Below are 12026 nucleotides of genomic sequence, written 5' to 3' on the forward strand. Positions count from 1 at the left end.
TGGCTCGACGGCAGCGGAAATCTGCACCGGCACGAAACCCGCCTCGACCCGCCCCGTCATATCAACGGCGTCGGGCGTGCGACGGCTCGGCGGCTGGATACCCCGCTCGCGCATCCAGCGATGCACTTGGTTTGCGTTCAGGCCGTTGGCCAAGGCGACGCCGGCCACCGAGACGCCCGGCTCGCGGCAGGCCGAGATCACCGACTGCTTGAATGCTTCGCTGTGAGTACGCCGGCCTCGGCGCGGGATGACGACCTCCATAGTGTCCACGATCGAACGTTCGTGGACACTATCTTCAATGGGCCAAGGCAACGGGAGAAGGTGGGTTCGCCGGGCGCTTACCGTGAGGCTGCGTGCCTCGATTTCGAGTCCTCACGGAGTAGCCGTCCAGTGACCGGATTTTCCGCCGAGTTTTTCGACGAGTTGAATTCCGTCCATCCGCATGCCGCGATCGACGGCCTTGCACATGTCATAGATCGTCAGCAGGCTGACATTCAAGGCGGTCAAGGCTTCCATTTCAACGCCCGTTCGACCGACGGTCTCGGCAGTGACGGTACAGGTGATGCAATGGGACGCGTCATCGAGAGCAAAGTCGACCGCCACGCGGGTCAGGGGGATCGGGTGGCAGAGCGGGATGAGTTCGCTGGTGCGTTTCGATGCCTGGATCGCGGCGATGCGGGCGATGCCGAGGACGTCGCCTTTCTTGGCGGTGCCCGACTGCACCATCGCGAACGTCTCGGGCTTCATGCTGATGCGGCCCGTTGCAACGGCGACACGGCGCGTTTCCGCTTTGCCGCCGACGTCCACCATGTGCGCCTGGCCCTGGGAATCGAAATGCGTGAGGGTTGCGGAGGGGGCGGTTGGGCTGGTCATCTGGCAGTTTTCTCGACGAGAACTACAGGCGGATACATTCCACGCTGAATGGTTGGCTGGTCGTGGGTATCATAGCATCCGATGCTTAGACGACTCCTTACCCTTCTATTGGTGTTTGCGCTGATTCCGCGCTTGAATGCGGCGGATCTGCCAGACTTGGGCGACGTATCGGCTTCCGATCTTTCTCCGCTTGCCGAGCGCAAGCTTGGGGAGTCGATCGTGCGCGATTTGCGATGGCGAGATCCCGCTTACCTGGACGACCCCGAAGTCGAGGATTACGTCGTGACCATAGGACGCCGGCTCGTTGCACACAGTCCTGCGTCACAGCAGGATTTCGATTTCTTCGTCATTCGTGACACGACGCTCAATGCGTTCGCGCTGCCGGGCGGTTTTATCGGGGTCCATACGGGGCTGCTGCTGGCCGCAGAGTCAGAGTCGGAACTGGCGTCGGTGTTGGGGCACGAAATTGCTCACGTGGCCCAACGACACATCGCACAAATGTTCGGCAAGCAGGGGCAGACCAGCATGATGATGCTTGCCTCGCTGCTGGTGGCGGTGTTGGCCGCGCGGAGCAGTTCTCAGGTCAGCGAGGCGGCGATCGTCGCAGGGCAGGCGGGAGCGATACAGTCACAGCTTGCGTATACGCGCGACTTCGAGCGCGAGGCCGATCGGATCGGACTGCAGATTGTCGAGGGGGCCGGCTACGACGTCCGTGGAATGCCCGCGTTCTTCGAGCGCCTGCAGCGCGCGAGCCGCCTCTACGAGAACAATGCGCCCAGCTATTTGCGGACGCACCCGCTGACCGGCGAGCGGATCGCGGACATGGAGAACCGTGTCGGGCAGATGCATTATCGGCAGGTGGTCGATTCGCAGGACTTCGCGTTCATGAAGGCGAAGCTGCGAGTCGCCGGCGAGCCGGCCGCCGACGCTGTTCGCGAGTTCGAGGGGTTGTTGGCGAAGCAGCCCAACGACGCGGCGGCGCGTTACGGACTCGCCAGAGCCTTGCTGTCGGCCGGGCGAGCAGAGGATGCGGGTCGAACGCTCGAGCCGCTCAGAGTGTCGGTAAAACCGTCGATGTTCGTTGACTCGCTGGCCGCCGAACAGCGTGCCGCGGTGAGTGATCGCGAGGGCGCGGTGAAGATCCTGCAGACGGCTCAGAATAGATTCCCGGAGAGTCGATCGGTGCGCTATTCGCTGATTGAGACTTTGCTGCAGGCCGGAAGAGGAGCCGAGGCGGGGGCGATTGCTCGCGCCGGTGTGCAGAGCAAGGCCGATGATCCGCGCATGTGGGCGTATGTAGCGCGGGCGGAAGCGGCGCAGGGGCACCGCGCGGGGCAGCACCGGGCGCAGGCGGAAGTCTACGTGTTGCGCGGAACCTTGCCTGCGGCGATCGAGCAGTTGGATCTGGCTCGGCGCGCGGGTGATGCGGATTTCTATGAGTCGTCGGCCATAGACGCGCGGATGCGCGAGTTGAAGGAAAAAGCCAGGGACGAGAAGCTGGAGCGGCAGCGAAGCGGTCGCTGACGACTGGCGGCGGTAGGGTAGAATCGATTCAAGTGTAATTACGGATACGTGACAATGGAATTTGACAAGGAAGTCGATGCGCGCGGATTGAACTGTCCGCTGCCGATCTTGCGTGCCAAGAAGATGCTTGCGGAGATGATTACCGGGCAGGTGGTGCGGGTGCTGGCGACAGACCCGGGTTCAGTGAAGGATTTCCAGGCATTTGCGCGCCAGACTGGGAACGAACTGCTTCGTCAGGGCGAGACGGTGGATAACGCCTTCGAGTTTTTCCTGAAGCGCAAGTAGTTGGACATGCCGCGATGAAAAGGGGCGCGCGCCGTATGGCGAGCGCCCCTTGCTACTTTTTGGGGCTGCGAAGCGGTCAGCGATTCGCGAGCTTTTCCAGTTGGGGTCGGAGTTTCTCCAGGGACGCGCTGAAGGCCGTGAGACGTTCGCGCATCTGCTGCACCACGGCGGCCGGGGCGCGTTGGACGAAACCGGCGTTACCGAGTTGGTTTTGGGCTTTGCTGATCTCGCCTTCGAGGCGCGCGATTTCCTTCGAGATGCGCTCACGTTCCGCCGCGACGTCGATTTCGACACGCAGCATCAGCTTGAACTCGCCCGCGATTGAAACCGGCGCGAGCTCGTCGTTGCCGATGTCGGCCACGACCTCGACGTCCGACAGACGTGCTAGGCCCGCGATGTAGGGGGCGTAGGTGGACAGCGTTTCGGCCTTGCCGGCGGCGACGAGCGGCATGCGCTGGGCCGGGGAGATGCCCATTTCGCTGCGCAGGTTGCGGCAGGTGCCGATGATCGCCTTGAGCTCGGCGATTTTCGCTTCGCTCGCTTCGTCGAGTCGACCGAGGTCGGCCTGGGGATAACGGACCCGCATGATGCTTTCCGCGTCCTTGCGGCCGGCGAGGGGGGCGACGGTCTGCCACAGCTCTTCGGTGATGAAGGGGATCAGCGGGTGGGCGAGGCGCAGCACGGTCTCGAGCACGCGCAGGAGCGTGCGGCGGGTTGCGCGCTGCTGGGCCGGCGTCCCGTTCTGGATCTGGACTTTCGCGAGTTCGAGGTACCAGTCACAGTATTCGTCCCACACGAACTCGTAGAGCGCCTTGGCGACGAGGTCGAAGCGGTAGTCCTTGAAGTGCTGGGCGATGTCGGCTTCGGCGCGCTGCACGCGCGAGACGATCCAGCGATCGACGAAGGAGAAATCGAGCGTTTCGGCATTGCAGGCCGCCGTGCCGACGGACGCGTCGATGCCGCAGTCCTGGCCTTCGCAGTTCATCAGCACGAAGCGGGTGGCGTTCCACAACTTGTTGCAGAAGTTGCGGTAGCCTTCGCAGCGCGAGAGGTCGAACTTGATGTCGCGGCCCGGCGTGGCAAGCGAGGCGAAGGTGAAGCGCAGCGCGTCGGTGCCGAAAGCGGCGATGCCCTCCGGGAATTCCTTGCGCGTCTTCTTCTCGATGCTCTGCGCCTGCTTGGGGTTCATCAGGCCGAACGTGCGCTTCTTGACGAGTTCATCGACGGCGATGCCGTCGATGAGGTCGATCGGGTCGAGGACGTTGCCCTTCGATTTCGACATCTTCTGGCCTTCGGCGTCGCGAATGAGGCCGTGGACGTAGACGTCGCGGAAGGGGATCTTGCCCGTGATGTGCTTGGTCATCATGACCATGCGGGCGACCCAGAAGAAGATGATGTCGAAGCCGGTGACGAGGACCGACGACGGCAGGTAGAGGTCGAGCGCGTCGTTCGACTTGGCGGGCCACTCCGGCGTCCAGTCGAGCGTGGAGAAGGGCCACAGCGCGGAGGAATACCAGGTGTCGAGGACATCCTCGTCACGGCGCAGCTTCCCGGTGTAGCCGTCCTTGGCGGCGAGCGCCTGCGCCTCGGCTTCGTTCTGCGCGACCCACACCCGGGCGTCGCCTTCGACATCGGCGTACCACGCGGGGATCTGGTGGCCCCACCACAGCTGGCGCGAGATGCACCAGTCCTGGATGTTGTTGAGCCACTGGTTGTAGGTGTTGACCCAATTCTCGGGGTAGAAGCGGATCTCGCCCGAGGCGACGCAGTCGAGCGCTTTCTCGGTGATGCTTTTGCCGTCCGCGCCGGGCTTCGACATCGCGACGAACCACTGGTCGGTGAGCATCGGCTCGATGACGGCGCTGGTGCGGTCGCCGCGCGGGACCATCAGCTTGTGCGGCTTGATTTCAGCGAGCAGGCCCAGGGCTTCGAGGTCCTGCACGATGACTTCGCGCGCGACGAAGCGGTCGAGGCCGCGGTATTTTTCGGGTGCGTCGTCGCTGACGTGGGCGTCGAGGCGCAGGATGCTGATCATCGGCAGTTTGTGGCGCAGGCCGACCGCGTAGTCGTTGAAGTCATGCGCGGGCGTGACCTTGACGCAGCCAGTGCCGAATTCGCGATCGACGTATTCGTCGGCGATGATCGGGATGTCGCGATCGCAGAGCGGCAGCCGGACGGTCTTGCCGATCAGGTGGGCGTAGCGTTCGTCTTCCGGATGGACCATCACGGCGACGTCGCCGAGCATGGTCTCCGGGCGCGTCGTCGCGACGGTGAGGCCCTTGAGATCACCGATCGGGCCTTCGCTGAAGGGGTAGGTGATATGCCACAGGAAGCCGTCTTCTTCCTCGGAGACGACTTCGAGGTCGGACACGGCGGTGCCGAGCTTCGGGTCCCAGTTGACGAGGCGCTTGCCGCGGTAGATCAGGCCTTCGTTGTAGAGGCGGACGAAGGTTTCGGTGACGATCTTGGAGAGGCCTGCGTCCATTGTGAAGCGTTCGCGCTTCCAGTCGGGCGAGGTGCCCATGCGGCGCATCTGGCGGGTGATGGTGCCGCCCGAGTATTCCTTCCACTCCCAGACCTTTTCGAGGAATTTCTCGCGGCCGAGATCGTGACGGGAGATGCCCTTCGCGTCGAGCTGGCGTTCGACGACGATCTGTGTCGCGATGCCGGCGTGGTCCGTGCCTGGTTGCCACAAGGTGTTCACGCCCAGCATGCGGTGGTAGCGGGTGAGCGCGTCCATGATGGTCTGGTTGAATCCGTGGCCCATATGCAGCGTGCCGGTGACGTTCGGCGGCGGCAGCAGGATGCAGAAGGCGTCGGGGTTCGACTTGTCGAGGCCGGCGTCGAAGTAACCGCGCGATTCCCATTCCGGATACCAGCGGGCTTCAATGTCCGCCGGCTCAAAACTCTTGGCCAGTTCCATGGTGTGCTCAGGGGCTTGAGGGCAAAAGGCGAATTATAGCGGATGGACGCGCTCATCCCTTGGCCGGGATGGCGCGTCGATGGCTGGCCCGTGCCGGGTCAGTCGGTAATGTCCGTGTTTTTCTCGAGGCTGCGCGAGATGTGTTCGGATAGCGTCGGGAGAAGCGTGGCGCGCAGGTGGGCGAGGGCCTCTTCCTGCAGGCGGGCGGAAAGCTTGTCGAGTTCGCGGTGTAGCAGTTGGGGGAGCTCGATGGCGAACCAGGACTCGACGGCGCGGGCGATCTCGGTGTCGAGGCTGATGAGCTGTTCGGCGAGTTCCGAGACGGGCTGTGCATGCAGGGCTGCCGCGGGCGGGAGCGGCGCAGGTGGGACAGGCGTGGCAGGTGGCGCAGGTGCTGCGACCGGCGCAGATGGTGTGGCTGCAGGCGCGGGAGGCGCGGCAGAAGGTGGAGAGGGAACGGAGGGGGGCGTCAAAACCGCAATGGGGGCGCTCGGCTGCGGAGCGGCCGTCAGTTCGGATGGGTCGACGACTTCGGTGAGCAGCGGGAGGTCGTCCTCTTCGAGCGAGATGAAGACGTCTGCTTCGGGTTGCGAGTCGTGATGCGGTTCCATTCCGCGATGCCGCCGCAGGAGGGCATCGGCCTTGTCGAGAAGCATGTCTGCGGCCTTCAGTTCTTCGTCGGTTTCGTCGCCGCGCGGGCGCGACCAGTTGCTCATATTGCCTCCCGGCGCACGGCGTCGAATGCTTGGAGGGGCAGATCGAGGTTCTTGTAGTGTTTCCAGCGGGCCCTGGCCGGTCCTTTCTGCGCTTCGTCCTGGCCGATGATTTCGATCAGCATGCGGAACTGCTCGATCTCGGGCGGAACGTCATCCGCCAGATTGAACAGAATCTCGTGGTGTGGCCACTCCGCCGGGGCATCCGCGCGACCGATGATCACGGGAGTCTCGGGCGCGAGGGGCGTGCCGGCCATTACGTGCGGGATGAACGCGAGCTGGTGGAAGCTCCACAGAAGTTGGTCGAGTTGCCGCGCTGCCGAGCCGTCGGGGACGCGCAGCGCCACCTTGCGCCCACCCGCGAAGGCCCGCTCGGCCAGTTCGCATGCGAGTGCGAGCGGGTTTTCGGCGTTGTGGTAGAACTGCACGCGCGGCATGGAACGGTCGGTTCCGACTAGGCCTGTCCGCCCTTGCTGCGGGCGATCAGGAACTCGGTGAGCAGGGGCACGGGCCGGCCCGTCGCGCCCTTCGCGTCGCCCGACACCCAGGCGGTGCCGGCGATGTCCAGGTGCGCCCACTTATAGGCTTTGGTGAAGCGGGCGAGGAAGCAGGCTGCCGTGATCGTGCCGCCGTAGCGACCGCCGATGTTGGCCATGTCCGCGAAGTTGCTCTTGAGGAGTTCCTGATATTCGTCCCACAGCGGGAGTTGCCAGGCGCGGTCGCCCGAGGCGGTGCCGCAGTCGACGAGTTCCCTCGCGAGGGTCTCGTCGTTGGCGAGCAGGCCGCTGGGGATCTTGCCGAGGGCCACAACGCAGGCGCCCGTAAGGGTGGCGATGTCGATGACGCAGTCCGGCTTGAAGCGCTCGGCATAGGTCAGCGCGTCGCAGAGGATCAGACGGCCTTCGGCGTCGGTATTCAGGATCTCGATCGTCTGTCCGCTCATCGAGGTCACGACGTCGCCCGGTTTGGTCGCTGCGCCGCCGGGCATGTTCTCGGTGGTCGGGACGATGCCGACGACGTTGATCGGCAGCGCCATCCTCGCAATCGCCTTGAAGGTGCCGAGCACGCTTGCCGCGCCGCACATGTCGAACTTCATCTCGTCCATCTCGGCGCCGGGCTTCAACGAGATGCCGCCGGTATCGAAGGTAATGCCCTTGCCGACGAGGACGACCGGCTTGTCCTTGGATTTGCCGCCCTTGTAGTGGAGGACGACGAACTTAGGCGGTTCGTGGCTGCCGCGGGCGACGGAAAGCAGCGAGCCCATGCCGAGCTTTTCCATGTCCTCGCGTTCGAGCACTTCGACCTTCAGCTTGTACTGTTTGCCGAGCTCCAGCGCCGTTTCGGCGAGATGCGTCGGCGTGCAAACGTTGCCGGGCAGGTTGCCGAGGTCTTTGGCGAGCGCCATGCCTTCGGCGATGGCTTGGCCGCGCTTGACGGACACTTCCATGTCGGCAGTGATCATGTTGCCCGTGAGGAGAACGATCTTGCGCGCGCCGCGGCGCTTGGTGTCCTTGCTCTTCCCCTTCGTCGCGTCGAAGCGATAGGCGCCGTCAGCGATCGCGCGGGAGAGTTGCTGCAGAGCCCATTCATTGTCGCGGCCCGGGACGGCGACGTCGCCGAGGCATACGCCTGCATCGTGCGACGGGGAGGCCGCGAGGACCTTGGCGGTGGTGTTGGTTGCGTCGCGCCAGGCGCGGTCGCCGAACTCGTCCTGCTTCCCGAGGCTGACGACGACGATACGTTCGGCGTTGCTGCCTGGGAGGTCGTGGAGCGTGAGTTGCGAGCCAGCCTTGTCGTCGAGGTCGCCGCGGGCGAGGATCGCCGCGAGCTTGCCCTTGGAGGCCTTGTCGAGGGCGGCGGCGGCCTCGGTGAGTATTCCGCCGGCGAAGGCGCCCACGACCAGGCTGCCCGTCTTGAGTTTTTCCGGGGCACCGGTCTTTATGGTAAATTCCACGTCCAGCTCCTTATCAAGACTCGTCGTTCCGATTGCCGCCGATTATGGCTCCCAGCGGCTGACGCGTCAAAAAGGCTTCCCCCAACGCATATCGAATCCATCTAGCGCGATGATTTTCAGCCGCGCCCTCCAGCGTGAATTTGCCCAGTCGGCGGCCGGCGTATTCGTTGCGCTGTTCGCCGTTCTGATTACGACCGTCCTGATCCGGCTGCTAGGGCAGGCCGCGGGCGGACGGGTGCCCTCGGATGCCGTGCTCGCGCTGATCGGGTTCGGCGCATTGACCCAGTTGCCGATCGTGCTGTCGCTGACCTTGTTCATCGCGGTGCTGATGCCCTTGTCGCGCTCGTACCGCGATTCGGAAATGGTGGTTTGGTTTGCGTCGGGTTTGCCGCTCACGGCTTTCATCCGCCCGGTGTTGCGCTTTGCGGTGCCGCTGGTGCTAGCGATCGGCGCGGTGACGCTGTTCCTGGCGCCTTGGGCGCAGATGAAGAGCGCCGAGTTCCAGGCGAAGCTCGATTCGCGGGACGATGCTGCACGCGTGGCCCCGGGCGTCTTCCGGGAGTCGGCCGGCGCGCAGCGCGTGTTCTTCGTCGAAATGGGGTCGGGGGAAGACGGCAAGGTGCGCAACGTGTTCGTCAGCTCGGAGCAGGAGGGGCGCATCGGCGTGATCGTCTCGGCCGAGGGGTCGCTGTACACGGAGCCGAACGGCGACCGTTACGTCGTGCTGGAGCACGGGCGCCGCTATGACGGCGAGCCGGGGTCGCCGGAATACCGCGTGATGGAGTTCGACCGGTATTCGGTGCTGATCGAGGAACACAAGGTGGCCGGTCAGGCGGGGAAGGCGCGGGGGATGACTACGCTGGAACTGCTGCAGTCGCCCAACACGCGAAACCTCGGTGAGTTCCTCGGGCGGATCGGCGTGCCGGTGGCGGCCCTGCTGCTGGCGCTGATGGCCATCCCGCTGTCCTTCGTCAATCCGAGGGCGGGGCGGACGAACAATGTGATCATCGCGCTGTTGACCTACCTCGTTTATAGCAACGCGATTGGTTTGTTTCAGGCCTGGGTGTCGCAGGGGCGCGTGCGCTTCGAGCTAGCCGTCTGGCTGCCCCACGTCGTGGTGCTGGGAGTCCTCGCGCTGATGTTCTACCGTCGGCTGGCGATCTTCCCGTTCTGGAGGACGCGCCCATGAGGTCCGTGCTGACCCGCTATCTGACGCGGGAAATTCTTAGTGCGTCGGGAACGGTCCTGCTGGCCTTCCTGGGGCTGTTCGCGTTCTTCGATTTCCTCAACGAACTCGACTCGATCGGCAAGGATGGCTACGAGCTTTACCAGGCAGTCATCTATGTCGTGATGATCATTCCGGGCCGGGTGTACGAACTGCTGCCGGTCGCGGTGCTGATCGGCACGCTTTACGCGTTGACCACGCTTGCCCGGCATAGCGAGATCACGGTGATGCGGGTCTCGGGGATGTCGACGGTCCGGATGCTGCGCGTGCTGATGGGGATCGGCGTGATCTTCGTCGTCGCGATCTTCGTGTTCGGGGAGTACATCGCGCCTCCGGCCGAGCGTGCGGCGCAGCAATGGCGGCTGGTCGCGACGAATTCGACGGTGTCGAGCCATTTGCGCTCGGGACTGTGGGTCAAGGACGGTCCGCGTTTCATCAACGTGCAGACCTTGCTGCCCGATCGCAGCATGCAGGACGTGCGCATCTACGAATTCGACGAACAGCACGGTCTGCGTTCGATCAGCGATGCGCAGACCGGGCGTTACAAGAACCACCAGCAGGCGTGGGTGCTGGGCAGCGTTCGCCAGACCCGTTTCCTCGGCGATCGCACGGAGGTCGTGGATCTGCCGGAACTGCAATGGTCGTCGGAGCTGACGCCCGAAGTGTTGAGCGTGCTGATGGTGATGCCGGAGCGGATGTCGGTGACGACGCTTTTCGCTTACATCAATCACTTGCGCGAGAACAAGCAGAACGCCGAGCGTTACGAGATCGCGCTGTGGAAGAAGCTGGTCTATCCCTTTGCCGCGCTCGTGATGATGGCGCTCGCGCTGCCATTCGCGCTGACGCACGATCGCATGGGGGGCGTCAGCGTGAAGGTATTCCTCGGCGTGATGCTGGGGATCGGCTTTCACCTGCTCAACGGGCTGTTCTCGAACCTCGGCGTCATCAACGGCTGGTCGCCGCCAATGGCTGCGCTGACGCCCAGCGCGCTATTCCTGTTTGCGGCGGCGGGGATGTTGTTCTGGGTGGAGCGTCGCTGATCGGCCTGGGGCTCGTGAGCCCCATTCCTGCTGTCAGGGGCGGCCGTCCGCGCGGGGTCGAATGAGCCAGGGGCCGAACCGATAGGCGAAGAGCCCGAAGCCGGCGGCAAAGCACAGGGCACTGGCGATCAATACGGCGTGTGCGAACGGAACGGCGAGCGCGGCTGCGAGGCGCAATACCGTTGCGGCGAGCAGGCAGCCGAACGCGGCCGGCATCGGTTGCGGCAATTCCAGCGGGCGTCCGGTGTGTCCGAGCGCCGTGCGACTCATCATTCCGAGCGTCAGCAGACCGACTCCTCCGACGGCGATACTATGCAGCGCGGCGCTCGTGAGCGTCGGCGCGGCAAATGTCGCAAGGCCGTAGAGGCCGACGCCGAGGGCCGTGCATAGGTAGCCGGCGAACAGCACCCATAACAGGGGTTGGCCGAGCACTCGCGGATGCCACCAGCGCATGAGTTGGCGCAGGTTTATCGCGGCCCCGACAAGCCCTGCAGCGCACGTCAGGGCGGCAGGCCCGTTTGCGGCGACCGTCAGCGCCATCACGAGCGGTGCCCCGGTCGCAGCGAAGCCGATCCAGGGAGCGTGGGTGACTTGCGGAATGTTCAAAGCCTTGCTGGTGAAGAACGCGATCACACGCAGGCCCATGAAGAAGATCACCGTCGCGACGATCAGCAGGCCGACGTGCAGCATGTGGCGCGGGTCGATGTCGATGAGGCCGGCGGCCCCCAGATGAAAGGCGAGGTTTCCGGCAGCGAATGCGAGTAGGAGCGGAGGCACGCCGTAATTGCGCCGATTGCGGCTGCGCGCCACAGGGACCGCCAGGCTGAGTGCTGCCCCGACGAAGAACAGCACCGACAGGGCGCCGCCCCAGAGGTTGGAAGTCGGTACGGCAAGCAGCACGATGCGCGCGGCGAGCCACAGGGCGACGAGAAGGGCCAACGTTCGTCCCCGTATCGGCGGCTGGCCCGTCCAGGTCGCTGCGGCGGTGAGGAGGAAACCGACGATGACTGCGCCAGCGTAGCCCCAGATCATTTCATGTCCGTGCCACAGGTAGCCGGGAAGGGCTTCGGTGCCTCCGAAGCCGAAGGCCCAGAAGAGGACGGCGATGGCGCCTTGGAGTGCGGCGAGCAGATAGAAGGGGCGGAAGGCCATCGACAGGAAGGCTTTCCATGTCGGAGGCTGGGGCCCGCGCGGGCGTTTGAAGGGTTCTTCGATGCGGATGATTGCGACCATTGTGCGTTAGCCTGCGCTGAGATTGCCGAGAGCGTGATGCGCGGCGAGCCGCGCGACGTAGCCCAGTTTGAAGAACGCGGCCGCAACGGGCAAGGCGATGTGGCCGACGATCTGCATGAGCAGGCCGAAATGGCTGGCGAAGGGATAGGCCACCAGGATCGCGCCGATCATGACGAGGAGGGAGACGAGCATCGCCGTTCTTCCCAAGGTGAGGGTTTGTCTTGCAGTAAGGGATTTGGCGGACATGATCGCACCC

At 64.4% G+C, this 12026-nt stretch carries 12 protein-coding genes; 4 read left to right on the forward strand and 8 right to left on the reverse strand.

Annotation, left to right across the window (positions count from 1 at the left end; all coding sequences use genetic code 11):
• Both VJ673_RS24180 and moaC read right to left on the reverse strand, forming a co-directional pair.
• The coding region (locus VJ673_RS24180) for a transposase (protein WP_324128817.1) at nt 1-261 on the reverse strand (261 nt) is incomplete at its 3' end.
• A 111-nt stretch (nt 262-372) separates the two neighbouring features.
• Nucleotides 373-873 carry a cyclic pyranopterin monophosphate synthase MoaC gene (gene moaC / locus VJ673_RS24185; RefSeq protein WP_324128744.1) on the reverse strand — a complete coding sequence of 167 codons (501 nt, stop codon included), beginning with the start codon at nt 871-873 and terminating at the stop codon, nt 373-375.
• 81 nt (nt 874-954) lie between these two features.
• Between moaC and VJ673_RS24190 the strand changes: the two genes are divergently transcribed.
• The gene (locus VJ673_RS24190; RefSeq protein WP_324128745.1) at nt 955-2397 is read left to right on the forward strand and encodes a M48 family metalloprotease; all 1443 of its coding nucleotides are present in this window, start codon (nt 955-957) and stop codon (nt 2395-2397) included.
• 54 nt (nt 2398-2451) lie between these two features.
• Complete coding sequence (locus VJ673_RS24195; RefSeq protein ID WP_324128746.1) at nt 2452-2682, forward strand: sulfurtransferase TusA family protein; 231 nt, start codon at nt 2452-2454, stop codon at nt 2680-2682.
• 76 nt (nt 2683-2758) lie between these two features.
• Here VJ673_RS24195 and VJ673_RS24200 read toward each other — a convergent pair whose 3' ends face one another.
• The 4 genes from VJ673_RS24200 to VJ673_RS24215 form a co-directional block, all read right to left on the reverse strand.
• Nucleotides 2759-5605, reverse strand: a complete 2847-nt coding sequence (locus VJ673_RS24200; protein ID WP_324128747.1) for a valine--tRNA ligase — start codon at nt 5603-5605, stop codon at nt 2759-2761.
• A gap of 98 nt (nt 5606-5703) precedes the next feature.
• Nucleotides 5704-6321 carry a hypothetical protein gene (locus tag VJ673_RS24205; RefSeq protein ID WP_324128748.1) on the reverse strand — a complete coding sequence of 206 codons (618 nt, stop codon included), beginning with the start codon at nt 6319-6321 and terminating at the stop codon, nt 5704-5706.
• Entirely contained in the window at nt 6318-6755 is a 438-nt protein-coding gene (locus tag VJ673_RS24210; protein WP_324128749.1) for a DNA polymerase III subunit chi, read from the reverse strand. The genes VJ673_RS24205 and VJ673_RS24210 overlap by 4 nt, the downstream gene beginning before the upstream one ends.
• Before the next feature lie 17 nt (nt 6756-6772).
• Nucleotides 6773-8272 (reverse strand): leucyl aminopeptidase, encoded by a 1500-nt coding sequence (locus VJ673_RS24215; RefSeq protein WP_324128750.1) that lies wholly within the window; start codon nt 8270-8272, stop codon nt 6773-6775.
• 109 nt (nt 8273-8381) lie between these two features.
• Here VJ673_RS24215 and lptF point away from each other — a divergent pair, with 109 nt between their 5' ends.
• Nucleotides 8382-9461, forward strand: a complete 1080-nt coding sequence (lptF, locus tag VJ673_RS24220) for an LPS export ABC transporter permease LptF (protein WP_324128751.1) — start codon at nt 8382-8384, stop codon at nt 9459-9461.
• A complete protein-coding gene (gene lptG / locus VJ673_RS24225; RefSeq protein WP_324128752.1) occupies nt 9458-10537 on the forward strand; it encodes an LPS export ABC transporter permease LptG in 1080 nt (359 codons plus the stop codon). Before lptF ends, lptG begins: the two co-directional genes overlap by 4 nt.
• Nucleotides 10538-10570: 33 nt before the next feature.
• Here lptG and VJ673_RS24230 read toward each other — a convergent pair whose 3' ends face one another.
• Nucleotides 10571-11770 (reverse strand): NnrS family protein, encoded by a 1200-nt coding sequence (locus VJ673_RS24230; RefSeq protein ID WP_324128753.1) that lies wholly within the window; start codon nt 11768-11770, stop codon nt 10571-10573.
• 6 nt (nt 11771-11776) lie between these two features.
• Nucleotides 11777-11962: a hypothetical protein gene (locus VJ673_RS24235; RefSeq protein WP_324128754.1), complete on the reverse strand. Its 186-nt coding sequence runs from the start codon at nt 11960-11962 to the stop codon at nt 11777-11779.
• Between the last annotated feature and the right edge of the window lie 64 nt (nt 11963-12026).

Origin of the sequence: Aromatoleum sp. (assembly GCF_035254505.1) — a bacterium.
GTDB lineage: Bacteria > Pseudomonadota > Gammaproteobacteria > Burkholderiales > Rhodocyclaceae > Aromatoleum.